The organism is Streptomyces sp. NPDC059897, from assembly GCF_042730865.1.
In the GTDB taxonomy this organism is placed as follows: domain Bacteria; phylum Actinomycetota; class Actinomycetes; order Streptomycetales; family Streptomycetaceae; genus Streptomyces.
The window spans coordinates 19,776-43,783 of record NZ_JBHWKQ010000061.1; the positions used below are offsets into that span (position 1 = coordinate 19,776).

Annotated in this window: 22 protein-coding genes; 13 read left to right on the top strand and 9 right to left on the bottom strand. The window is 70.8% G+C overall.

From position 1 onward, the window contains the following. Positions 1 to 2 precede the first annotated feature (2 nt). Positions 3 to 1,472 carry an alpha-amylase gene (locus ACFV9W_RS36695; RefSeq protein ID WP_385769975.1) on the top strand — a complete coding sequence of 490 codons (1,470 nt, stop codon included), beginning with the start codon at positions 3 to 5 and terminating at the stop codon, positions 1,470 to 1,472. A gap of 18 nt (positions 1,473 to 1,490) precedes the next feature. Here the strand turns inward: ACFV9W_RS36695 and ACFV9W_RS36700 are convergent, their stop codons facing one another. The 3 genes from ACFV9W_RS36700 to ACFV9W_RS36710 all read right to left on the bottom strand — a co-directional run bounded on the left by ACFV9W_RS36700 (position 1,491) and on the right by ACFV9W_RS36710 (position 4,707). Then, positions 1,491 to 3,173, bottom strand: a complete 1,683-nt coding sequence (locus tag ACFV9W_RS36700; RefSeq protein WP_385770015.1) for a SulP family inorganic anion transporter — start codon at positions 3,171 to 3,173, stop codon at positions 1,491 to 1,493. Positions 3,174 to 3,275: 102 nt separating this feature from the next. Continuing rightward, entirely contained in the window at positions 3,276 to 4,247 is a 972-nt protein-coding gene (locus ACFV9W_RS36705) for a polyphosphate kinase 2 family protein (protein ID WP_385769977.1), read from the bottom strand. A 37-nt stretch (positions 4,248 to 4,284) separates the two neighbouring features. After that, positions 4,285 to 4,707, bottom strand: coding sequence for a hypothetical protein (locus ACFV9W_RS36710; RefSeq protein WP_385769979.1), 423 nt, complete (start codon positions 4,705 to 4,707; stop codon positions 4,285 to 4,287). A gap of 165 nt (positions 4,708 to 4,872) precedes the next feature. Between ACFV9W_RS36710 and ACFV9W_RS36715 the strand changes: the two genes are divergently transcribed. After that, the gene (locus tag ACFV9W_RS36715; protein WP_385769981.1) at positions 4,873 to 6,321 is read left to right on the top strand and encodes an MFS transporter; all 1,449 of its coding nucleotides are present in this window, start codon (positions 4,873 to 4,875) and stop codon (positions 6,319 to 6,321) included. Here ACFV9W_RS36715 and ACFV9W_RS36720 read toward each other — a convergent pair. The 3 genes from ACFV9W_RS36720 to ACFV9W_RS36730 all read right to left on the bottom strand — a co-directional run bounded on the left by ACFV9W_RS36720 (position 6,312) and on the right by ACFV9W_RS36730 (position 8,086). Then, the gene (locus ACFV9W_RS36720) at positions 6,312 to 6,746 is read right to left on the bottom strand and encodes an RDD family protein (protein ID WP_385769983.1); all 435 of its coding nucleotides are present in this window, start codon (positions 6,744 to 6,746) and stop codon (positions 6,312 to 6,314) included. The genes ACFV9W_RS36715 and ACFV9W_RS36720 overlap by 10 nt on opposite strands. Further along, positions 6,743 to 7,684, bottom strand: coding sequence for a hypothetical protein (locus ACFV9W_RS36725; RefSeq protein WP_385769985.1), 942 nt, complete (start codon positions 7,682 to 7,684; stop codon positions 6,743 to 6,745). Before ACFV9W_RS36725 ends, ACFV9W_RS36720 begins: the two co-directional genes overlap by 4 nt. 66 nt (positions 7,685 to 7,750) lie before the next feature. Next, a complete protein-coding gene (locus ACFV9W_RS36730) occupies positions 7,751 to 8,086 on the bottom strand; it encodes an STAS domain-containing protein (protein ID WP_385769987.1) in 336 nt (111 codons plus the stop codon). A 219-nt stretch (positions 8,087 to 8,305) separates the two neighbouring features. Between ACFV9W_RS36730 and ACFV9W_RS36735 the strand changes: the two genes are divergently transcribed. From ACFV9W_RS36735 to ACFV9W_RS36760, 6 genes are all read left to right on the top strand, one after another. Beyond that, positions 8,306 to 10,552: a penicillin acylase family protein gene (locus tag ACFV9W_RS36735; protein WP_385769989.1), complete on the top strand. Its 2,247-nt coding sequence runs from the start codon at positions 8,306 to 8,308 to the stop codon at positions 10,550 to 10,552. A 54-nt stretch (positions 10,553 to 10,606) separates the two neighbouring features. Then, a complete protein-coding gene (locus ACFV9W_RS36740; RefSeq protein WP_385769991.1) occupies positions 10,607 to 11,338 on the top strand; it encodes a response regulator transcription factor in 732 nt (243 codons plus the stop codon). Between the two features lie 157 nt (positions 11,339 to 11,495). Beyond that, on the top strand, positions 11,496 to 12,548 hold the full coding sequence (locus ACFV9W_RS36745; RefSeq protein ID WP_385769993.1) for a glycosyltransferase family 2 protein: 1,053 nt from the start codon (positions 11,496 to 11,498) through the stop codon (positions 12,546 to 12,548). 70 nt (positions 12,549 to 12,618) lie between these two features. After that, entirely contained in the window at positions 12,619 to 12,813 is a 195-nt protein-coding gene (locus ACFV9W_RS36750) for a hypothetical protein (protein ID WP_385769995.1), read from the top strand. A 41-nt stretch (positions 12,814 to 12,854) separates the two neighbouring features. Then, the gene (locus ACFV9W_RS36755; protein WP_385769997.1) at positions 12,855 to 16,508 is read left to right on the top strand and encodes a CDP-glycerol glycerophosphotransferase family protein; all 3,654 of its coding nucleotides are present in this window, start codon (positions 12,855 to 12,857) and stop codon (positions 16,506 to 16,508) included. A gap of 13 nt (positions 16,509 to 16,521) precedes the next feature. Next, positions 16,522 to 17,643, top strand: coding sequence for a hypothetical protein (locus ACFV9W_RS36760; protein ID WP_385769999.1), 1,122 nt, complete (start codon positions 16,522 to 16,524; stop codon positions 17,641 to 17,643). Between the two features lie 11 nt (positions 17,644 to 17,654). Here the strand turns inward: ACFV9W_RS36760 and ACFV9W_RS36765 are convergent, their stop codons facing one another. Then, positions 17,655 to 17,846: a DUF397 domain-containing protein gene (locus ACFV9W_RS36765; RefSeq protein ID WP_385770001.1), complete on the bottom strand. Its 192-nt coding sequence runs from the start codon at positions 17,844 to 17,846 to the stop codon at positions 17,655 to 17,657. Continuing rightward, a complete protein-coding gene (locus ACFV9W_RS36770) occupies positions 17,843 to 18,685 on the bottom strand; it encodes a Scr1 family TA system antitoxin-like transcriptional regulator (RefSeq protein WP_385770003.1) in 843 nt (280 codons plus the stop codon). The genes ACFV9W_RS36765 and ACFV9W_RS36770 overlap by 4 nt, the downstream gene beginning before the upstream one ends. Positions 18,686 to 18,849: 164 nt before the next feature. Here ACFV9W_RS36770 and ACFV9W_RS36775 point away from each other — a divergent pair, with 164 nt between their 5' ends. Continuing rightward, the gene (locus tag ACFV9W_RS36775) at positions 18,850 to 19,296 is read left to right on the top strand and encodes an ATP-binding protein (RefSeq protein ID WP_385770005.1); all 447 of its coding nucleotides are present in this window, start codon (positions 18,850 to 18,852) and stop codon (positions 19,294 to 19,296) included. A gap of 19 nt (positions 19,297 to 19,315) precedes the next feature. Here ACFV9W_RS36775 and ACFV9W_RS36780 read toward each other — a convergent pair whose 3' ends face one another. Further along, positions 19,316 to 20,536, bottom strand: a complete 1,221-nt coding sequence (locus ACFV9W_RS36780) for a macrolide family glycosyltransferase (protein WP_385770007.1) — start codon at positions 20,534 to 20,536, stop codon at positions 19,316 to 19,318. Positions 20,537 to 20,604: 68 nt separating this feature from the next. On the opposite strand from ACFV9W_RS36780, the gene aac(6') reads away from it, so the two are divergent. The 4 genes from aac(6') (at position 20,605) to ACFV9W_RS36800 (ending at position 23,955) form a co-directional block, all read left to right on the top strand. Further along, positions 20,605 to 21,078 carry an aminoglycoside 6'-N-acetyltransferase gene (gene aac(6') / locus ACFV9W_RS36785; protein WP_385770009.1) on the top strand — a complete coding sequence of 158 codons (474 nt, stop codon included), beginning with the start codon at positions 20,605 to 20,607 and terminating at the stop codon, positions 21,076 to 21,078. A 201-nt stretch (positions 21,079 to 21,279) separates the two neighbouring features. Then, positions 21,280 to 22,113, top strand: a complete 834-nt coding sequence (locus tag ACFV9W_RS36790; protein WP_385770011.1) for a PIG-L family deacetylase — start codon at positions 21,280 to 21,282, stop codon at positions 22,111 to 22,113. A gap of 178 nt (positions 22,114 to 22,291) precedes the next feature. After that, entirely contained in the window at positions 22,292 to 23,491 is a 1,200-nt protein-coding gene (locus ACFV9W_RS36795; protein ID WP_385770013.1) for an LCP family protein, read from the top strand. A 155-nt stretch (positions 23,492 to 23,646) separates the two neighbouring features. Beyond that, positions 23,647 to 23,955 carry a hypothetical protein gene (locus ACFV9W_RS36800; protein WP_385770017.1) on the top strand — a complete coding sequence of 103 codons (309 nt, stop codon included), beginning with the start codon at positions 23,647 to 23,649 and terminating at the stop codon, positions 23,953 to 23,955. Positions 23,956 to 24,008: the final 53 nt, after the last annotated feature.

The window sequence follows — 24,008 nt, forward strand, 5'->3', positions numbered from 1 at the left end:
CGATGGCCGCTTCACCGGCGCAGCCCGTGATCCACGAGGTCAACACCCGGGTGTGGCTGCGGGAGACGGGACGCAGGCTCGGCCGCGAGATCGGCCTCGCGGACGTGCCCAAGGACATCTGGGACGAGATCACTCCGTCCGGCGTCGATGCCGTGTGGCTGATGGGTGTGTGGGAGCGCAGCCCGCAGGGGCGCGCCATCGCCCTCCAGAACCCCAAGCTGCGGGCCGCGTTCGAGGCGGCCGTCCCCGGCATCGGCGAGCAGGACATCGCCGGCTCCCCGTACTGCGTCCGCCGCTACGAGGTCGACGCGGCGCTCGGCGGGGCCGTCGGCCTCACGGCGGCGCGCGCCGAACTCGACCGGCGGGGCGTCGGGCTGCTGCTCGACTACGTTCCGAACCATGTGGCCCCCGACAACCCGTGGGTCGGCGAGTACCCCGAGCTGTTCGTGCGCGGCGACGCCGAGGACCTGCGGCGGGACCCGGACGGCTTCCTCGACACGGGGCGCGCGGTGCTCGCGCGGGGCCGGGACCCGTTCTTCCCGCCGTGGCCGGACGTCGTCCAACTCAATGCGTTCGCCCCGGAGTTGCGCCGCTCGACCGTGGAGATCCTCGACCACATCGGCCGGTTCTGCGACGGCGTGCGCTGCGACATGGCGATGCTGATGACGAACGACGTCTTCGAGCGCACCTGGGGCGAGCGCGCCGGGAAGCGTCCCGCGCAGGAGTTCTGGGTCGAGGTCCTCGGTGCGGTGCGCCGTGACCGCCCGGACATGCTGTTCGCGGCGGAGGCGTACTGGGACCTCGAATGGGCGCTTCAGCAGCAGGGCTTCGACTTCTGCTACGACAAGCGGCTCTACGACCGGATCCTCACGCACGACGCCGCGTCGGTGCGCGCCCATCTGGGCGTCGACGAGACGTACCAGCGCGGCCTCGTCCGCTTCCTGGAGAACCACGACGAGCCGCGCGCCGCGCACACCATGGCCCCGGACAAGGAGCGCGCGGCGGCGACCCTGATCGCCGCGCTGCCCGGCGCGACGCTGTGGCACGAGGGCCAGTTCACCGGGCGCCGCGTGCAGCTCCCGGTGTTCCTCGACCGGCGCCCCGACGAGCCTTCCGACGACGAGCTGCGCTCCTTCCACGAGCGACTGCTGTCCGCCGTGCACCACAGCGGCATGCGCACGGGTACCTGGCGGCTCCTCGACTGCGCGGGCTGGCCGGACAACGCCTCGGCGGCGGCCCTGATCGCGTCGTGCTGGACGGGCCCGGCGGGCCGCTTCCTGTCGGTGGTCAACCTCTCCGACCACCGCGCCCAGGGCCGCATCCGCCTCCCGTGGCCCGAACTGGGCCCTGGAACCTGGCAGTTGACGAGCCTCCTGGGCACGGACCAGTACGAACGCTCGGGCGCGGAGCTCCTGGACACGGGTCTGTACGTGGACCTCCCGGCATGGGGCACACACCTGCTGGCCGCGTAGGCGTGACCGGCACCGGCGTTACGGCCTCGGGGCTCCGCCCCGCGACCGGAACCACTCCACCGCGCTCTCGACCGTAGGGAAGAACGCATCGGGCCCGAACGTACGAGCCAAGCCATACCGCTCCACCTTCCGCCGCACCGGATCCTTCAGCTCGGCGAACACCAGGTCCACACCCCGCCCGCGGAGCGCCTCGACCAACTCCTCCAGGACGTCCGCCGCCGTCGTGTCGACATCCGTGATCGGCTCCGCGGCGACGACCACGCACCGCGGCTCCGTCTCCCGCCGCACCGCGCGCAGCACCTCGTCGCGGAACGACTTCGCGTTGGCGAAGAACAGCGGCGCGTCGAAGCGCAGCAGCACGAGCCCCGGCAGGAGCGTCGCATCGGGGTGCGACCGCACATCGTGGTAGCCCTCAAGTCCCGCCACCCGCCCGAGCACCGCGCTGTACGGCCACCACGCGCGCCGGAAGACGTTCAGGATCGACAGGCCGACCGCGACGGCGATCCCCGGCAGCACCCCGAGCAGTGCGACGCCGAGGAACGCAGCCGTGCACAGCCAGAACTCGGCCTTGCGCTGCCGCCACAGCCGCCCCGCCCCCGCCAGGTCGGCCAGCGACAGGGACGCCGTGATGACGACGGCGGCGAGCGCGGGCTGCGGCAGGTTGCGGAAGAGGCCGGGCAGCAGGACGAGCATCAGCAGGATCAGCGCCGCGCCCACGAGCCCCGTCAACTGCGTCCTCGCGCCCGCCCGTTCGGCCACCGCCGTCCGCGACCCGCTCGTACTCACGGGAAAACCCTGGAAGAGACCGGCCGCCGCGTTCGCCGCGCCGATGGCGACCATCTCGTCGTTGCCGCGGACCTCCTCGCCGCTGCGGTTCGCGAACGCGGAGGCGTTGGAGATGGTGTCGGCGAGGGAGACCAGGGCGATGCCGAGAGCACCCACGAACAACGGGCCGAGATCGTCCCAGCGGACGTCGGGGACGGTGAACGGCGGCAGCCCCTCGGGAAGCCGGCCGACCAGTTTCACCCCGTGCTCCCCGAGGTCGAACGCGACGGTCGCGCCGATGGCGAGCACCACCATCACGAGCACGGCGGGCACCTTCGGCAGCAGCCGTTGCAACAGCAGGACGAGGATGATGCATCCGCCGCCCACGGCCACCGCCGCCGGGACCAGCGCACCGTCGGCCAACTCCCGTACCAGCGCTTCCAGTTCACCGATCAGGCCGTCCGCGTCCACCGAGAACCCGAACAGCTTCGGCAGCTGGCCGACCAGGATGGTCAGGGCGAGGCCGTTCATGTAGCCGATCATCGTGGGCTTGGAGATGAGGTCGGCGATGAAGCCCAGGCGTGCCACGCCCGCCAGGATCGTGATCGCGCCGACCATCAGGGCGAGCACCGAGGCCAGGGCGACCGCGCGCCCGCTGTCGCCGCCCGAGGCGACCAGCGGCAGGATCGTCGCCGCGATCATCGGGCCGAGCGAGGAGTCGGGCCCGAGGACGAGAATCCGGGAGGGACCCGCCACGGCGTACGCGAGCAGGCACATCACCGACGTGTAGAGCCCAGTGATCGCCGGAAGCCCGGCCAGCTCGGCGTAGGCCATGCCCTGAGGCACCAGGAGCGTGGTCAGGACGACGCCAGCCACCAGGTCCTTGACCAGCCAGGAACGCCGATAGGCGCGCAGCGTCCGGACACCCGGCGGCATCGGCAGACCCTTGGGCACCGCGGGGTCACCTCCGCCGGGCGACGAGCTTGCCCGGTATCGGCTTCTCCTCGGGCAAGGCGCCGGGGCCGGTCGTCGCGGCGGTCACCGGGACCGCCTCCCGGCCGTGTACGGGTCGGCCGCGGCCCCGGTGGGTGCCTCCTTCTCCAACTTCCGTTTCTCCAGCTCCAGTTCGTGGCGGGTCTCGTCGTCGATGACCGGGTACCGCGGATCGATCTCCATCAGGGTGTGCGCGAGCACGGCCGCCGCGCAGATCCGCGCGTACCACTTGCGGTCGGCGGGCACGACGTACCACGGGGCCCAGCGGGTGCTCGTGGCGGACAGCATGTCCTCGAAGGCCGCCTGGTAGTCGTCCCAGCGGGCCCGCTCGCGGGCGTCCGCCGCCGAGAACTTCCAGTTCCGCTCCGGTACGTCGATGCGCTTGAGGAAGCGGACCCGCTGCTCCTCCTTGGACAGGTTCAGGAACAGCTTCACGATCCGGAATCCGTTGTCCGTCAGATACCGCTCCCACTCGTTGATCTCGCGATAGCGCCTGCGCCACAGCGCCTTCCCGCTCCGCTCGCGGCCCGGGAGCCACTGGCGGTCGAGGAGTTCGGGGTGCACCCGCACCACGAGGACCTCCTCGTAGTGGGAGCGGTTGAAGACGCCGATCTCACCGCGGCGCGGCAGCGCGCGGGAGTAGCGCCAGAGATAGTCGTGGCTCAGCTCGTCGTGCGAGGGCACCTTGAACCCCGCCACGCGCACACCCTGCGGGTTCACGCCGCTCATGACATGACGGATCGTGCCGTCCTTGCCGCCGGCGTCGAGGGCCTGCAGACACAGCAGTACGCCGTGCGTGCCCTCGGCGGCCAGCCTGCGCTGGTGGTCGGCGAGCAGGGCGACGCCCTCGGCCAGCAGCGCCTTGCCCTGCCGCTTGTTCTTCAGGCCCGACTTGCTGGTCGGATCGAAGTCCTCGGACAGGTGCACCTTCGCTCCGGGCTCGACCCGCAGGGGCGCGATGAACTCGGCGATCCGCTCGGCCCGCTCGTCCCCCGTGCGCGCCCGGCCGTCCTTCATGAGCCACCTCGGTCCGTGTCCGCCGCGGTCCCACCGGTCAGTACAGCGTGTCCCGCTTCACCACGCACAGGCCCCAGATCACCAGCGCGTTGAGCGCGATCAGGGTCAACGACCAGAACGGGTAGTAGGGGATGGAGAGGAAGTTGCCGATCAGGATCAGCGCGGCGAGGAGCACGCCGACGACCCTCGCCCATTTCATCGCGACGAACAGGCCGAAGCTGACGATCACGGCGACCGCGCCGAGGAGCATGTGGATCCAGCCCCAGGCCGTGAGGTCGAACTCGAAGGTGTAGTCGGGCGTCCGGAGGAAGACGTTGTCCTTCAGAACCGCCATCAGGCCGCGGCAGAAGCCCATGGACCCCGAGATGAAGAGCATCACCGCCGCGAAGACGGTCAGCCCGCCGGCGGCCGCTTCCTTCGCGCTGCCCATGCCGTGCTGCGAAGTGGTCGAGGTGGCCATCGCAGGACCCCCAAGGGTTGAGGAGGGTGCCGATTGCACCGCTGTGCCGCCGAGTGTCAGGGCCGTGCGGGGCCGGGTCGTCACCCTCCGGGGGTGACGACCTCGCGGGGCCCCGCACGGAGGCTGTCGGGGGTCAGGGCCGCGAGCTGAAGCGAGGCGATGAGCGTGGCGAGCACTCCCGAGGCGGCCGACGGCCGAAAGCCGCCGGCAGGACCCGACGACGGCCGCGGCCAGGACCGCGGCAGGCAGCGCCGCATCCTCGCGCCGCTCGCGCTGGCCCAGTTCATCTGCAGTTTCGCCGGGTCGAACATGAACGTGATGATCCACGACATCAGCAAGGACCTGGACACCAGCGTGCAGGGCGTCCAGACCGCGATCACCGTCTTCCTGCTGGTCATGGCCGCGCTGATGATCCCCGGCGGGATCCTCGCCGACCGCTACGGCCGCAAGCGCTGCCTCGTCCTCGGTCTCGCGATCTACGGGGTCGGGGCGCTGCTCAGCGCGGCGGCGCCCGGCCTCGGCGTGCTGATCCTCGGCAACTCGATCCTGGAGGGCGTCGGCACCGCCCTGCTGATCCCGCCGGTCTACATCCTCACCACGCTCCTCTTCACCGAAGTGACGAGCCGGGCGAAGGCGTTCGGCACGATCATGGCCTTCGCAGGCATCGGCGCCGCCACGGGCCCGCTGCTCGGCGGCCTGATCACGTCGGCGGTCAGCTGGCGGGCGGCGTTCGTGTTCCAGGCGGTGGTGATCGCGGCGATCATCGTGCTGAGCCGGGGCCTGGACGACCCGCTCCCCGCGGACCGCGAACGCCACTTCGACACGGTGGGCGCGATCCTGTCGGCGACCGGGCTCGTCCTCGTGGTCCTCGGCATCCTCGCGGCGGACGACAACGCGTGGCTCATGGGCGCGCTGCTGCTGGTCGGCACCCTGGTCCTGGTGGCGTTCTTCCGCTGGGTCCGGGGGCGGGAACGGGCCGGCGCCCAGCCCCTGCTGCCCACCCAGCTGTTCCGCGTCCGGACGTCGAACCTCGGCCTGATCACCCAGCACACCCAGTGGCTGATGCTCATGGGGGTGTCGTTCGTGGTCGCCGCGTATCTCCAGGTCGTACGCGGTTACAACGCCATCGAGACCGGAGTCATCTTCACCGCGTCGACCGTCGGCCTGCTCATCAGCTCGCTCGGCGCGGAACGGTTCGCCAAGCGCCGTGAACAGCGCACCCTCATCATGGCCGGCTTCGCCCTCACGGTGTGCGGCATCGGCGTCCTGCTGGCCGTGGCGAACAGCTCCCCGAAGGCGTGGGCCTCCACGCCCGGTCTCCTTCTGATCGGCCTGGGGCTCGGCCTCATGCTCACACCGTCGGTCAACGTGGTGCAGTCCAGCTTCCCCGAGGACCTTCAGGGCGAGATCTCCGGCCTGTCCCGCAGCGTGTCCAACCTGGGCTCCTCCGTGGGCACCGCGCTCGCCGGCACGATCCTGGTCGCCGATCCGGCCGTCGGCCCCTACGCCGTCGCGCTGGCGGTCCTCGCGGCGGTCGGGCTCGGCGGCCTCTGGGCGGCGGCACTGCTGCCACGGACACCGATGGCACCGCCGGCACCGGAGCGTCATGCGTAGGGCCTGTCGTACGACACCGTGGACCGCACCACGAGGTCCGGCAACGCCGCCCGGCGCCCGCTGAACGGGATCCAGAGCAGCCCCAGCGGGAAGCTCACGGACAGCGCGGCCCGCGCGAGGGCCCGGGGAGCCCGCAGCCGCCGCCCCGCCCGGTCCGTCACGCACACGCCCATCAGCCGGCCGCCGGGCGTGGCCCCGACCACCGACCACGAGCCACCGAGATAGCAGACCGCGAAGGCCCACGCGACGGGCCCCGCGATCCAGTTGGGAACATCCGGAAACTGGAACGGCGGCCCGAGGACCACCAACCGCGCACATCCCGCGCCCACTTCGACGGCCAGCCCGATCAGGGCGAGGACGAGCGCGTCGACCAGGGCGGCGAGCCCACGCGAGACGATCCCGGCGGCCTCCCGCCCGCCGGTCATGGGGTTCGCTCGTCCCTGCTCCCGGCCCGCCGCAACATCCTGTCGGCGAACCGGCTGACGCTCCGGTCCCCCCGCTGCCCGAGCACCCGGACCGCGTCAACCGCCTCCACGGTGAGCCCTCCCCCGGTGTCCCGCACGATCCTGCCGAGATCGATCTCCCGCAGCACCCCACGGGTGATCCCCACCAGATCGAACCGCACGAGCACGGCATCGACGTCGAGCCTGGCGGCGATCCGGTCGACGTCCACGCGGCTCGCGACGCGGTCGACATCCACGCGGGCGGCAATCCGGTCGACGTCGACACGACTCGCGATGCGGTCGACATCGACGCGGGCGGCGATCCGGTCGACATCCACACGGCCCGCGACACGGTCGACGTCTACGCGATCGGCGACACGGTCCACGTCCACGCGGTCGGCCACCGCGTCCGCATCCACGCGCGCCGCGACACCATTCACGTCAACGCGCGCCGCGACGCGATCCACATCCACGCGATCGGCGACCCGGTCCACATCCACCCGATCCGCCACACCGTCCACGTCCACACGCCGGGCCACCCGGTCCACATCCACCCGATCCGCGACGGCGTTCACGTCCACCCGGTCGGTCACCGCCGACACGTCGATCCGCGCGGCGATCGCGTTCACGTCCACCCGCGCGACGACCGCCGCCACATCCAGCCGCGCCGCGATCCCGTCCACGTCCACGCGCGCGGCGACCCGTCCGACGTCCACCCGGTCGGCGACCCGGTTCACGTCCACCCGCTCGACCAGCTCGTCCAGGTCCAGGCAGTCGAGCAGCGCCCCGACCGACCGCCGGACGACCGCCCGCGGCACCTCCCCCAGCACACCGAGCGCGCCCCGCGCCATCCGGCCGACCACCGACACCACGCCGTCCGTACTCGCCTCGCCCATGCCGCGACCGAAGCAGGCGGTCACGTTCCCGGCATCCTCCGCGACGGGTGAGCCTCACCCGCCCCTGGGGACGTATCACCCCAACACCCCTCAGCCCGGCGGTAGTTCGAGCACCGGGCGGGTCTCACCGGCGAACCCGAACGCCACTCCGCGCTGCGCCGCCAGCAGCCGGGCGAGCCGCAGCACGCTGAGCCCGCTGACGCCGAGGTCCCGCACCTGCCGCAGGTCGACCACGACACCCGCGCCGCCCGGCCGGATGGCCCCGTGCAGCACCCGCCCGATCCGCGCCTCCGCGGCGGGACCGATGGCCGCGCGCACCTCGATCACCACACAGCCCGCGACGCGCCGCACCACAACGGGCGCCGCCTCCGTCCGGGACGTCACGGCCTTCGGCCGACGGACCACGAGCGGAACGTTCCATGCCATGAGTGAGTCCCCCCGACCGCTCCGGACTTGGGAGAACAGCATCGTCACGGCGCCGCGGACCCGCATCGCTCCGCGAGGGTGAGCGCGGGCGGGGCAGCCGGCAACGACCGGTCCCGTACGCACTGTTGATCATCGCCCGGGAGGTTCTTAGTCTCGACCCCGTCGCACCGTGGACAGTTCCCCACCCCCCGCACGGCCCTGACGAAGGTGGAGCACCGCATGAGTCACGCAGAACAGGCACCGCACAACGGCCCGAGCCGCCGCCGGGTGATCGGCGGGGCGGCCACCCTCGCCGTCGCCGCGACAACGTTGCCAGCCGGCCCCGCGTCCGCCGCCCCCGCCCAGTCCTCCCCCGCGGACCTCGCCCGCTGGAAGAGACAAGCGGCCCGGGTGACGATCACCCGCGACGACTGGGGCATCCCGCACGTGGTCGGAAAGTCGGACGCCGACGCGGTGTTCGGGATGATGTACACGCAGGCCGAGGACGACTTCAACCGCATCGAGCGCAACTACCTGGTCAGCCTCGGCCGCCTCGCCGAGTCCGAGGGCGAGAGCGCGCTCTGGCAGGACCTGCGCCAGCGCCTGTTCATCGACCCGGAGGACCTCAAGAAGCAGTACACGAAGTGTCCTTCCTGGCTGCGCGCCCTGATGCGCGGCTGGGCCGACGGCCTGAACTACTACTTGGCGACCCACCCCGACGTACGCCCGCGGGTGCTCACGCACTTCGAGCCGTGGATGCCGCTGAGCTTCTCCGAGGGCAGCATCGGAGGCGACATCGAGTCGGTGGCGCTGAGTCAGCTGGAGGCGTTCTACGCGCAGCGCGAGGTCCCCCTGACGGAGGAGGAACGCGGCCTCAAGTTCCGCGAACCGTCCGGCTCCAACGGCATCTCCATCGCCCCGTCCCACACCCGCGACGGCAACGCGCTCCTCCTCATCAACCCGCACACCAGCTTCTTCTTCCGCGCGGAACAGCATGTGACGAGCGAGGAGGGCCTCGACGTCTACGGCGCCGCGACCTGGGGCCAGTTCTTCATCTACCAGGGGTTCAACGAGAACACCGGCTGGATGCACACGTCGAGCGGCGTCGACAACATCGACGAGTTCGCGGAGACCGTCGACCGCGCGCCGGACGGCACGTACACCTACCGCTACGGCAAGGAGCACCGACCGGTCACGGCGCGGGACATCACCCTGGCCGTCCGTACGGAGAGCGGCGGCAAGGAGCACCACACCTTCACGACGTACGCGACCCACCACGGCCCGGTCGTCCGCGAGGCGGACGGCAAGTGGATCGCGTGCGCGCTGATGAACAAGCCGGTGGAGGCGCTGAAGCAGAGCTTCCTGCGCACGACGACCCGGGACTACGCCGAGTACCGAGCGGTGGCGGAGCTGAAGGCGAACAGCTCCAACAACACGCTCTTCGCGGACTCGAAGGGTGCCATCGCCTTCCTGATGCCGCAGTTCATGCCGGTCCGCGACGACCGCTTCGACTACATGAAGCCGGTGGACGGCAGCGACCCGGCCACCGACTGGCACGGCCTGCACACCCTCGCCAGCATGCCGCAGGCGGTGAACCCGAAGAGCGGCTGGGCGTTCAACAGCAACAACTGGCCCTGGACGGCGGCCGGTGCGGACAGCCCGCACGCGTCCGACTACCCCCGCTACTTCGACAAGGCGGGCGAGAACCCGCGCGGCCCGCACGCGATCCGCGTCCTGACCTCGCGCGACGACTTCACCCCGCAGACCCTCATCGAGGGCGCCTTCGACCCGTACCTGACGGCGTTCGCCCGCCTTCTGCCCGGCCTGGTGAAGGCGGCGGACAGGCTGCCCGCGGGCAGCGCACGCAAGAGGAAGCTCGCTGCGCCGACCGACCTGCTGCGCGAATGGGACTACCGCTGGTCGGCCAAGTCGACGGCTACCTCACTGGCCGTCTTCTGGGGCGAGGCGCTCTGGGCCCTGGTCTCCAAGGCCGCGGCGGACGCGCGCCTCTCCGTCTGGGACTACATGGCCGACCGTGCCACGGACGCGCAGCGCGTCGACGCGCTCGAATCGGCGGTCGACCGCCTGACGCAGGACTTCGGCGGCTGGCGGGTCCCGTGGTCGGAGATCAACCGCTACCAGCGCAACGACGGCGCGATCACCCAGACCTTCGACGACAGCAAGCCCAGCTACCCGGTCCCCTTCACCTCCGCCCAGTGGGGCTCCCTCGCCTCCTTCGGCGCGAAGCGCTACCCGGGCACGAAGCGCTACTACGGCACGAGCGGCAACAGCTTCGTGGCCGTCGTCGAGTTCGGCCCGAAGCTGCGGGCCTGGGCGATCACGGCGGGCGGCGCCAGCGGCCACCCGGAGTCCCCGCACTTCGGCGACCAGGTGAAGCGGTACGCGAGCGGTGACCTGCGGCCGGTGTACTTCTATCCGGAGGACCTGAAGGGACACGTGGAGCGGAGGTACCACCCGGGGGTATGAGTCGCGGGTGATCCCAGGTCGACACACACTCCCGGCGGTCCGACGATGTGGGATATGCAGGCATCCCCCGGCGGCACGCGAGGACGGGCGCTGCCGCTGCTCCTGGTGGCGGCGGCGCCCGATGCCCCCCTGGACTGGCTGGACGAGCTCGAGGACCCCCGCTTCTCCTACCACCTCGCGCACAGCGGACACGACACTCTGCGCGACCTGTACCGCTACCGGCCCGACCTGCTGGTCCTCGGCCTCCACGTACAGGATCCGGGCCCCTGGGAGGTGCTCCGGCGGGTCCGGGACATGTCCGAGGACCTCCGGGTGATGGTGGCCGCCCGGCGCTTCAACGAGGCTGACGCCCTGCGGGCCCTCGATTCCGGCGCCGACGACGTGCTCTGGCGCGACATGCCCGAGGGACTCGCCAAGGCCCTGATCATGGCCCGGCTGCGCCGCGCGACGCCCGTGTCGCCGCCCGACCAGCTCCTGGAGGACGGCTGCCTCCGGATCGACCTCGCCACCCGCGAGGTGACCATGGGGTGCCAGTACGTGCCACTGACCCCGCTGGAGTTCGACCTGCTGCACTTCCTCGCCCGCAACGCGGGACAGGTCCTCTCCCCCGAGCAGCTGCTGCACCATGCCTGGCGCGGCCGTCCCGAGGGCGACGCGGGCAAGGTCAAGCACGCCGTCCTGCGCCTGCGCCGCAGCATCGAGCGCGCCACCGGCGCCAAGGCCCCCATCGAGACCGTGCGGGGAGTCGGCTACCGGTACGTTCCGCCCGCCTCGCACCTGGCGTAGGTCCCGGGCCCAAAGTCCCCTTCTGTCGCTCCGGAGCCGCTGCAACCGTCGCGCAACCTTCGTACGACCTCGCTGCTCCCCTGCGCGCTCAGAGTCGAAGACGTCGCCAGGCGATCCGCCTGTGACAGTCCTCGACAGAGCAAGGGACAGCTCGTCAATGACACTCGTCGCACTCATCCCCGCACACAATGAGCAGGACCGCATCGTCGCCACGCTGGCGGGCCTGTACCGCCAGACGGTCCGCCCGGACCGCATCGTCGTCGTCGCCGACAACTGCACGGACCGCACCGCGCGCATCGCCGAGTACTGCGGTGCCGAGGTCTTCGTGCCCACGGACAACAGGGACAAGAAGGCCGGCGCCCTCAACCAGGCCATGGCTCCCCTGATCGCGGACCTGGCCGACGAGGACCTCGTGCTCGTGCAGGACGCCGACACCGTCCTCAACCCGGAGTTCGTGGGCTGCGCGGTCCAGGCCATGGAGGACGAGACGGTCGGCGCGGTCGGCGGCATCTTCTACGGCGAACCCGGCGGCGGCGTGCTCGGCCAGCTGCAGCGCATGGAGTACCAGCGCTACGCCCTGGAGATCCGCCGCAAGAACAACGAGGCCGTCGTCCTCACCGGCACCGGCAGTCTGTTCCGCGCGGGTGTCCTGCGCGAGGTGCGCCGGGCCCGCCTCGACGGGGTCATCGGCGGCGGCGAGAGCTACTACTCGCTCGCGTCCCTCACCGAGGACGACGAGATCACCAAGGCCGTCAAGACGCTCGGGTACCGCACCGTCTCCCCCGACGGCTGCTGGCTGGTCACCGAGGTGATGCCCTCGGTCGGCAAGCTGTGGCACCAGCGGCTGCGCTGGCAGCGCGGCGCCCTGGAGAACCTGCGCGACTACGGCTGGACGTCGGTCACCAGGAAGTACTTCGGGCAGCAGATCATGCTCGGCGTCGGCGCCCTCGCACTCGGCCTCTTCTTCCTGTACGCGGTCTTGAACCTCGCCGTCGTGGGCTGGGGCGGCATGTCCTTGTTCTGGTCCTCGATCATGCTGATCTTCGTCGTCGAGCGGACCCTGACCGTGCGCCGCCTCGGCTGGCGGGCCACCCTCCTCGCGCTGCCCCTCATACCCGAGCTGCTCTACGACATCTTCCGGCAAGCGGTGTTCGTCCGCTCGCTCGTCGACCTGGTGCTGCGCCGCGAGGCCCACTGGGTCGCCACCTGAACCACCTGAACCACCTGAGCCACTGCTCCGAACCGTCCACTCACCCACCCCTGCCAAGGAGTTGAGCACCATGTACGGAAACCCCACCAGCACCGCCGCACTCGGCGGAGCGGGCACCGGCGCCCTCGCCATGACCGGCACCCTCAGCCCGCTCGCGCTGCTCGGCCTCGTCGTCGGCTGCCTCACGCTGATCGCCGCCGGCCTCGCCCTGCGCACCCTCAGCCCGGTCATCGCGGGCAAGGACCGCGGCCCCGGCCCGTACTGATCCGACAGGTCTTCGCAACAGCCACCAGGGAGGACCCTTCCATGCCACCGCGGCTCAGCATCGTCGTACCGTTCCAGAACGTCGAGCGGTACCTGGAGGAGTGCCTGCGGTCCGTCTCGCGGCAGACCTTCGAGGACTTCGAGGCGATCCTCGTCGACGACGGCTCCACCGACGGCTCGACCGAGCTGGCCGCCGAACACTGCCGCAGGGACCCGCGCTTCCGGCTCGTCCGGCAGGAGGCGCACGGCCCCGGGCACGCCCGGAACACGGCGATCCGCGCGGCCGACCCCGAGGCCGAGTTCCTCGCCTTCGTGGACGGCGACGACGTCATCCCCGACTACGCGCACGAGTTGCTGATCAGCACGCTGGAGAACAGCGGCTCCGACTTCGTGTCGGGCAATGTGCGGATGATGAACTCGCAGGCGGTGTGGCCCTCCAACCTCCACCACGAGCACCTCAAGCGGGACCGCCGGCGCACCCACATCACCCGCGACCAGGACCTGATGTACGACCGGACGGTGTGGAACAAGGTCTTCCGCCGCTCGTTCTGGGACCGCGCGCGGATCACGTACCCCGAAGGCGTGCTCTACGAGGACATCTGGGTCAACCTCTACGCCCACTACAGCGCCGCGGCCGTCGACGTGGTCGGCACGCCCGTGTACTTCTGGCGCCGCCGCGACGGGGGCGCCGCCCCGTCGATCACGCAGGCCAACCACGCGCTGACCAACGTGCGCGACCGCATCGCCGCCGTGCGGGAAGTGAGCGGGTACCTCGGCAGCCGCCCGGAGCCGGAGTTCGCGGAGCACAAGCGCCGCTACGACGAGGCCGCGATCGGCGTCGATCTCATGCACCACCTCAACGCGATGCCCGAGGCCGACGAGGAGTGCCGCGCCTACTTCCTGGAGCACGCCAACGCGTACCTGGCGACCACGGACCCCACCGTCATCGACGGGCTTCCCGCGGCCACCCGCGTCAAATGGCATCTGGTGCGGGCCCGCAAGATGGACGAGCTCCTTGAGGTGCTGGAGTTCGAGCGCCGGGGCGGCCCCATCCCGGTCCGCCGCCGTTTCCGCCGGTACCTCGACTACCCGTTCCTCGGCGACCGTTCCGTGGGCGTGCCCCGCGCCGCGTACCGCCTCGGCCGGGAGTTCACGATGCGCTCCTCGCTCGCCTCGGCCCACTGGGAGGACGGGAAGCTGAAGCTCACCGGGCGCGCGTACGTCCGCAACCTCAACATCCACAAGCGCCGCCACACCGTCAAGGTCCTCGCGCTGCGGAACAAGAAGCTGGGCCGGCGCCCCCAACTGGTGCGGGCCCGCACGACGTACGCCCCGGAGGCCACCGAGTACTCGAACCAGAGCCGCTACAACTACGACTGGGCGGGGTTCGCGGCGACGGTCGACCCCCAGCGCCTCAAGCGCGGCGGCAAGTGGGTCGAGGGAGTCTGGGACGTGGGCGTCGGGACGGTGAGCCGCGGCCTTTACCGCCGCAAGGGCATCATCGCGGGCGACAACTGCACGGCCTCGCACCCGGCGCCGTTCTACGTGGAGAAGAACACCCGCGTCGTACCGCTCTTCGTCGACGGCTCGCTCAAGATCCGCGTCGAGCGGGTCCGCTGCCGGATCGAGGCCCACAGCCTGCGCGGCGACCATGTGGAACTGCGCGGTGTGGCGCTGCTCGACGAGACCCCCGAGGGCGGCACGCTGCGCCTGAGCGGGCTCGGCGGCACGGGCCGGCACGAGGTACCGGCCGTCTTCACCCCCGGCGGCAAGGGCTGGTGCCACTTCCGGGTGCGCGTGCCGCTGCCCGAGCTCGTCCCGTCGACCGTCCGCCGCGAGGACGGCTCCGAACCCGCGTCCTCGACGTCGGGCGCCACCGGCTGGAAGACCACCCTGCACATCCCGGGCCGGAAGCGCCCCCTGCACCCCGTCGTCAATCCCGACGTGCCCGACGGCACCTATCCCGCTCCGGACAGGGACGGCGCGGGCGCCGTGGACCGCGAGGCCGTGGTGCACCGCAACGCCCAGGGCTTCCTGGTGTTCTTCGAGCGCGCCGCGGCCCCGGTGGCGGACTCCTGCGTCTGGGACGAGGACGGCACCCTCACCGTGGAGGGCCACTTCCCCGGCTACGAGGGACTGTCCGAGCGGCAGCGCGAGCGACTTCGCCTGGTGGTCTGCCCGCGTTCCAAGCGCGAGGAACTCCGCTTCCCCGTGCGCTGCGTGGCGGGCCGCTTCCGGGTACGGCTCGACCCGGCCCACGTGGAGAGCGTCAACGGCGTGGCGGCCCTCGCCACGGGACGCTGGGACTTCGGCTTCCGGCTGGTGCAGCCGGGCGACGCCGCCCCGCTCGACGTGCCGATGAAGGTGCACCGCGACCTCATCGCCCGGATGCCCGTGTCGGCGGACGTGGACGGCCGCGAGTACATCGTGCAGACGCAGTGGCATGACCGGTTCACCCTCCTCGCCCGCACGGGAATGCCGGTGGAGGGCCGCGGCCCGTACCGCCAGAAGCTGCTGCGCAGGAAGCACTATCCGGCCTGCGCGGAGCGGCCGCTCCGCGAGGCCGTGCTCTTCGACAGCTTCCGCGGCACCCAGATATCGGGCAGCCCGCGCGCCGTCTTCGACGAACTCGTCCGGCGCGGCACCGATCTGGACCTGCTGTGGGTCGTGCGCGACGACCAGCTCGAAGTACCGGCGGGCGCCAAGGCCGTCCGCATGTGGTCGCCGCAGTGGCACGAGGCGCTGGCCCGCAGCCGCTTCCTCGTCTACAACAACCATCTGCCCCGGTTCTTCCGCCGCCGCGAGGAGCAGATCGTGGTGCAGACGTGGCACGGCACCCCGTTGAAGAAGATCGCCCACGACATCGACACCCTGCACTTCGCGGACAACGGCTATCTGGAGCGGCTGCCCACCGAGGTCGCGCAGTGGTCGATGCTGGTCTCCCCGAACTCCTTCTCCACACCGATCATGCGGCGCGCCTTCCGCTTCGAGGGCGAGCTGCTCGAGACCGGGTATCCGCGCAACGACATCCACCACCGCCCCGAGAGCGCCGAGCGCGCGGAACAGGTGCGGCGCCGGCTCGGGCTGCCGGAGGGCAAGCGCGTCGTGCTGTACGCACCCACCTGGCGCGACCATCTCGCCTACGGTCCGGGGAAGTACCGGCTCGACTTCCGTGTCGACCTGGACGACGCCCGCCGCCGACTCGGCGACGACCACGTCCTGTTGGTCCGCCGGCACCCCAATGTGATCGACCCGGTGCCCGGCGCGGGAGACGGCTTCGTCTGGGACGTCACCGACTACTCGGACATGGCCGACCTGATGCTGATCACCGATGTGATGGTCACGGACTACTCCTCGCTGATGTTCGACTTCGCGAACACCGGCCGCCCCATGCTGTTCTTCACCTACGACCTCGACCACTACCGGGACACGCTGCGCGGCTTCTACTTCGACTTCGAACAGCATGCGCCGGGCCCGCTGCTTCCGACGTCCGAGCAGCTCATCGACGCCATCCGCGACGCCGACGGACTGCGCGAGCGGTACTCCCTCGCGTACCGGCGGTTCCAGCGCCAGTTCTGCGACCTGGACGACGGCGACGCGGCCGCCCGCGTGACGGACCGGATGCTGTCCGCCGCCGGTCTCGAGACCGGACGCCCGGCCCCGCACGACCACGACCACGGCCACCTCGCGGCCTGAGAGGACCCCACCCATGGCAACCATGTCCACCAAGGGCCGGCGCCTGCACACCGGCACCGACACCTCAGGCGAGCTGCCCGTCGAGTACCGGTTCTATCCGGCCAGGCGGGGCAACCGTCATCTGGTCGTCGTCTTCGCCAACTTCTCGGCGCCGGAGGACTACGGCTGGTCCAACGGCGTCCTCGACAACGTGCGCGCCAACGTCCTGTGGATCCGCGACCGCTTCGACGGCCACAACAGCTACTACCTGTGCAAGGGCATGGACTTCTCCGTCGAGCGGTCCGTCCTCGCCGTCGTCGACCGGTTCCTTGACGCCCTGAGCCTCACCCGCCGGGACTGCACCCTGGTCGGCAGTTCCAAGGGCGCCAGCGCCGCGCTCCACTACGGGCTGAGCCATGACTTCGGCAACATCGTGGCCGTCGTGCCCCAGTTCTCGATCGGCTCCTACGTCCGGCACGTGAAGCCGGAGACCGCGCGCTTCATGGCCGGCGAGCAGGTGTCCGACGAGGCCGTGGCGGCGCTGGACGCCTGCCTGCCCGACCTCGTCCGGCAGGAGCGCAACCGCGAGGCCAACATCTACCTGTTCTCATCGGCCGGGGACGAGCAGTACGAGACCCAGATCAAGCCCCATCTGCTCTCCTTCCACGGCTACGACAACTTCAACTTCATCCTGACCGACTCCCCCTACGTGTCCGACCACACCCAGGTCGCCGGCCGGAACGTCCCCGTCATCATGGGCATCGTCAACCTCCTCGTCGACGGCATCGCCCCGCGCATGGGGTTCGTACGCAACGGCTACGAGGACCCGGCCGCCGACCGCCCGGCCCTCGACACGTACCTCGAAGCCACCGCCGCCCCCGGCACCTGGGTGTCGCCACCGCTGGTGCACGTCCACGGCGGCACCGGGGACTTCACCGGCACCGCCCGCGGAGCCGTCACCGTGCAGTTCTGGGAGAACGGCCGCTACGTCGGCAAGACCGGCGTCGGCGCCGACGGCGCCTGGGCCTGGACGCGTGAGACGGCCTGGCCCGCGGGCCCGCACACGCTGAGGATCTTCGCTACGAACGCCCGCGGCGTCGAGTCCGAACGCACGACGGTCACCTTCACCGCCGAGCCCGCGGGCGCCCTCGTGTGACGAGCCCGCGCTCAGCGCCCCGCCACGAACCCCACGAACCGCCCCCATCCGTCGGCCCCCACGGCGAAGGCGGGGCGGCGCACATCCTTGGAGTCCCGTACGTGGACGGCCCGTTCGGCGATCGCGACCTCCACGCAGTCGTCGCCCTGACTGCCGCTGTAACTGGACTTGAACCAGGCGAGTCCCGTCGTGACGCTGCTCATAGCTCTCCTCGCAGTCGCTCCAGCAGGGCCCTCGATTCCTTGGGGTTCAGGGCCTGCGAGCGCAGTGTGTCATAGCGCTGGCAGAGCACACTCACCTCTTTCGGGCCAGAGATCAACCGCCCGTTCTCCTGCCCCTCCGAGTACCCGAGCCGCCGCCCCTCGACCGTCTCCAGAATCCGCACCGGCCCGTCCAGGCAGGCATGCAATCCGCCCTCTATCGGCACCACTTGGAGCGTCACATTGCGCGGCGCGCTCAGCTCAAGGACGTGATCGAAGGACTCCCGCATCGCGTCCGCGTCACCGAACCGTCGCCGGAACACATGCTCCTCGACGATGAAGCCGAACGGCACGGTCGGCCGCTCCCGCATCATCGTCTGCCGCTCCATCCGGGCGGCGAACTGGGCCTCCAACTCCTCGTCGGTGCGCAGCGGAATGGTGCCCTCGAAGACCGCCCGCGCGTACGACCTGGACTGCAGCAGCCCCGGCACCAGCCGGCACTCGTACATGCACAGGCTCGCCGCCTCCCGCTCCAGGCGCGCCCACCGCCGGAACCACGCCGCGAGCCCCGCATCGCCGCGCGTGAGGTGCCGGGCCGCCTTGCACAGGGCGCCCGTGTTGCCGAGCGCCTCCTCGGCGCGCCGCACGAACGCCTCGTCCGGCATCCGGCGCCCCAACTCCACCGATTCCACGGTGTGTTTCGAGTACCGGACCCGCGTCCCCAGCTCGTCCCTGCTCAGCCCCGCGTGCTCCCGCAGGGCCTGGACGACCGCGCCGAACGTGCGCAGACTGTCCGACGGCTGGGGCTCCCGCTCGACCTCGACCTCTTCGACGCCGCTCATGCGCCGCCCCTTCCTCCGCGCCGCATCACGACGGCTCCCCGCGTTGAATGCACTCAGAGTGACGAGTCACCCTGCGTACTGTCCACCCCGCGTGCCCGTACGCTGACTCCCCGTACGGCCCTCACCCCTCGCACCCACCGCCACCCGGGCACCACGCTGCCCTCATGACCCACCCCTCGTCACCCCAACTCACGTCACCGGCCCACATGTTCACCACGCTCCTGCCCTCGACACCCCGGGGCGCGCGCCTCGCCCGTCACCTCTGCGTCACCACACTGCGCTCCTGGGGCGCCTCCTCCGACCTCACGGAGCGTGCCGAACTCGTCGTCGCGGAACTCGCCGCCAACGCCGTCACACATGGCCGCCTTCCCGGCCGCGGCTTCCGCATGGCACTCATGTACGCCGCGGTGGCCGGCCACCTCCGCATCGAGCTCACCGACGCCCGCGGCGACCGCCTCCCCCACCGCCGCCCGACGGGCACCCCGCTCCCCACGCACGGCCGCGGCCTGCTGCTCGTATCGGCCCTGTGCACCCACTGGGAAACGGTCGCCCACCCGCCCGGCGGCAAGACGGTGGTGGCGGTACTGCCGGTCGTCGCGCCGGACGGGTAGCCGGGCGCCGCCCTCCGTGTCAGCCCTCCAGCAGCCCCCGGACCAGCTCCGCCGCCCGCCCCGCCCCTCCCTCCGACCGAAACCTCCGCCCCATCCCAGCGGCGGCATCCGCCATACCCCGGTCCCCCAGCACCCGCTCGACGGACGCGCGCAGTGCGGAGGGCGGGACGGGGCGGTGGGACAGGGGGTGGCGGAGTACCACCGCCGCGCCGCGTTCCGCGAGCGCGCGGCCGATCAGGAACTGCTCCACCTGTTGCGGTACGACGACCAGCGGCACCCCGCAACTCAGCGCCTCCAGCGCGCTGTTCATGCCGCCGTGGGTGATGAACGCCGACGCCTCGCGCAGGAGGGCGAGTTGGGGGACAGAGCGGCGGGCGAGGGTGTTCGCCGGTGTGGCTCCCAGGTCGGCGGGGTCGACTCCGCTGCCGGTGGCGAGGACGACGCGGACCGGAAGGTCGCCGAGCGCCGTGCAGCAGGCGCGGAAGAAGTCGGCGCCGCCGTCGTGCAGCGTGCCGAGCGAGACCAGGACGACCGGGTCCCCGCCCGCCACGTGCGCGGCGAGTTCCGGGTCGAGCGGTGCGGGGACGGCGTCCGGGGAGACGGTCGGGCCGGTGAAGCGGCAGCCGGCGTCCAGGCGCGGGTCGGGCGACTGGAGTTCCTCGGGGATCGGGAAGAGCGTCAGGTCGCCGCGCAGCGGGAGCATCGGGGTGGGCGGGACGGCGTCCGTCCCGAACTCGTTGATCAGGGCGCGCTTGGCCCGCAGCGCGGCCGGCATGTCCCGCAGGGCCGGGCCGACGACGGCCAGGTTCTCGCGCACCGTGAGGGCCTTCACCGCGCCGCTCCCGACGAGGAAGGTCGTCATGAAGGAGATCGTGGGCAGGTTCAGGGCGGTCGCGGCCAGCCGTCCCCACAGTGCGTTCGAGTCGTGCATCAACGCCGCCGGGCCCAGCGCCCTGGCCTGCTCGACGACGAACGGTACGAGCGCCGAACACGCCCGCAGCACCTTCACGACCACGTCCACGCTGCTCCCGCCCCGCGTCGCCTCCGCGATGTCACGGGCCGTCAGCACACCCTCGGGATACGGCACGAACCGCGCGCCCGCGCCCCGGATGCGGTCCCCGAACTCGGCGTCGCACAGGTAGACGACCTCGACGCCCGCGTGGACGAGTTCGGTGACGACGGGGAGGGTGGGGTTGACGTGTCCCGCGGCCGGCATGCCCGCGATCAGCAGAGTGGTCATGGGGCGACGATAGGCCCGCCGCCCGGAATCCCGTTGAGGTGTCGGGGCCGCGCGGGGACCATGGAGCCATGGAGCTGAACGGGGACAAGGTCCTCCTGCGACCGGTGGCGAGCGGCGACGTCGCGATCCTCGCCGAGATCGTGCGCGAACCGGAGGTCGCCGCGTGGTGGTCGCCCCCGGACGACTTCGAGGGCGACCTCGCCATCGTCTTCGAGGGCGAGGTCATCGGCATGATCCAGTTCGACGAGGAGGACGACCCGGAGTTCCGCAGGGCCGGCATCGACGTCTTCCTGACGGCGCGGCGGCACGGGCAGGGGCTCGGGACCGACGCGGTGCGCACGCTCGCCCGGTGGCTGGTGCGCGAGCGCGGTCACCACCGGCTCACCATCGATCCCGCCGCCGCCAACACCGTCGCGATCCGCAGCTACGCCAAGGTCGGCTTCAAGCCCGTGGGAGTCATGCGGGCGTACTGGCGCAACCACCGGACGGGGGCCTGGGAGGACGGGCTGCTGATGGATCTGCTCGCGGAGGAGCTGACCTGACCGGCCGCGGCGGCCCGGGAAGGCCGAACCGGCCCCGGCGGCCCGGGAAGGCCGAACCGGCCCCGGCGGCCCGTGAGGGTCGAATCCGTCACGCCGGGAACAGGCGGTGCGTCCCGCACGGTTGCATCAGCCGAGGGACCGGCGCCCGGCCGATGCGGCCGTGCGGCCGGACCAGACATGTTTCCGCAGGAGGACGCTTTCATGACCGACCGACCCTTGACGCTCATGGCCGTGCACGCCCACCCCGACGACGAGGCCACCAGCACGGGAGGGGTCCTCGCGCGGTATGCGGCGGAAGGCATCCGCACGGTGCTCGTGACCTGTACCGACGGCGGTTGCGGTGACGGGCCGGGAGGCGTCAAGCCCGGCGAACCCGGGCACGATCCGGCGGCCGTCGCCAAGATGCGCCGCCAGGAGCTGGAGCAGAGCTGCGAGGTCCTGAAGATCAGCGACCTGGAGACGCTGGACTACGCCGACTCCGGAATGATCGGCTGGCCGAGCAACGAAGCCCCCGATTCCTTCTGGCAGACCCCCGTCGAGGTCGGCGCCGCCCGGCTCGCGGAGCTGATGCGCCACTACCGCCCCGATGTGGTCGTCACCTACGACGAGAACGGCTTCTACGGCCACCCCGACCACATCCAGGCCAACCGCATCACCATGGCGGCGCTGGAGATGATCGACTTCACGCCGAAGGTGTACTGGACGACGATGCCCCGCTCGGGGATGCAGCGCTTCGGCGAGATCATGCGCGAGTTCAACGAGGACATGCCGGAGCCGGACCCCGCCGAGGCCGCCGCGCTGGCCGAGATCGGCCTGCCCGACGACGAGATCACCACATGGGTGGACACCACCGCGTTCAGCGACCAGAAGTTCGACTCGCTGGCCGCGCACGCCAGCCAGGGCGAGAACATCTTCTTCCTCAAGATGGGCAAGGAACGGTTCGGCGACTTCATGGGCCTGGAGACCTTCGTCCGCGTCAAGGACACCACGGATGCGGAACTGCCCGAGAACGACCTTTTCGCCGGATTGCGCTGATCCGGATCCCGGCGTCCGGCCGAGCCGGGCCGCGCTGAATTCCGGGGGATGATTCCGTGCGGCATTGTGAGCGTTCGGGGATGGATGTGGACATCGGGAGTGGGAACTCCGCGTCCCGCTGTCGGAATTGAGGCGTGAACCCCGATTTCCGTGGACGGCTTGTAGCTCGGCGCCCCTTTTGCGCCGCCACCTTCCGCGACTTGCCCCGGAGGGCGGTCCGGAATGCACACTGCCCCGCATGAATCAGAGGCGCGGCGTCCAGAACGTCGATTTCCAAGATCGGTACGAGCGCGATTACGCCGCTCCTCGCCCGGACGGCATGCGGGGCCCTGGACCACAGGGACCGACGCCGCCACCGCGACAAGGTGGCGGCGTTCCCTATGATTCCGGCCCGGTCCGCCCCCGGCGTGGTCGCAGATTCAGAAGGCTCCTGATATCGCTCCTCGTCCTTCTCCTGCTCATTGTGGGCGGCACCTATTTCTGGATCGATTCCAACCTTCGAAAAGAAGTCGATCTCGGCAAGGTCGTCGACCGCCCGGGCGAGGGTGAGGGCACGAACTACCTCATCGTCGGCTCGGACAGCCGCGAGGGCATGTCCAAGCAGGAGGAGAAGGACCTGCACACGGGCGCGGCCGAAGGCAGGCGCACCGACTCGATGATGATCCTGCACGTCGGCGCGGGCGATCCGACGCTGATCTCCCTGCCGCGCGACTCGAACGTGAACATCCCGTCGTTCCGCGGCTCCGAGTCCGGGCAGCTGCGGCCCGCCATGGGCGCCAACAAGCTCAACGCCGCGTACGCCTTCGACGGCCCGCAGCTGCTGACGCGGACCGTCGAGTACAACACCGGCCTGCACATCGACCACTACGCGGAGATCGGGTTCGCCGGTTTCGCGAACGTCGTCGACGCCATGGGCGGCGTCGACATGAAGCTCGACAAGGGCTTCCAGGACAAGTGGTCGGGGGCCGACTTCCAGGCCGGCGAGCAGACCCTGGACGGCAAGCAGGCCCTCGCCTACGTCCGTACCCGGCACGCCTTCAGCGGCAGTGACCTGGACCGCACCAAGAACCAGCAGAAGTTCCTCTCCACCCTCTCGAACCAGGCCGCGTCGCCGAGCACGGCCCTCAACCCGTTCAAGCTCTACCCCCTCATGAACGCCGGCCTCGACACGCTCGTTGTCGACAAGGAAATGAATCCCTACCAGCTCGGCCGGATGTTCCTCGCCATGAAGGGCGTCAACGGCGGGCAGGGCAAGTCCATGAACATGCCGATCTCAGGCAGCGTCGGCGGCAATCTGGCGTGGGACATGCCGAAGGTCAAACAGCTCGTGAAGGAATTGCGGAGCGACGAACCCGTCACGGTCTCCGACGAGCGATAGGGATTGCGTGCCCGACGACCCCGCCCGGCAGCGGTGTAACACTTTCCGGCCGTCGCGGCGCAGAAGCACAGAGAAGTCGACGTACAACTCCTCGGAACGGAATTCTCGTGAGCAACATGGACCCGGCCTCGGGATACCCCGCGCAGCATCAGCCCATGGATTCTGAGCGCATGGTGCGCCGTCAGAACGGCACGCGGCGCACGGCTTTGACCATCAGCACCATCGCGGATGTCGCGGCAGGGTTCCTGGTCCTGTGGATCGTGCTCTTTCTGCTCGGCGCCAACCAGGCGAACGTATTCGTCGAATTCGTTCAGGGCACGGCCGACTGGCTCGGCTGGTGGGCCCAGGACATATTCACCATGGACACGGAAGGCATACGCGTCGTCCTGAACTACGGTCTCCCGGCCGTGATCTACCTGCTGATCGGCCACGGAATCGCCGCCCGGCTCAATCGGGCGGCCTGATTCCCGAAGCCGCGAGCACGCACGGGACGGCGGCCCGGCGACGACTCTGTCGC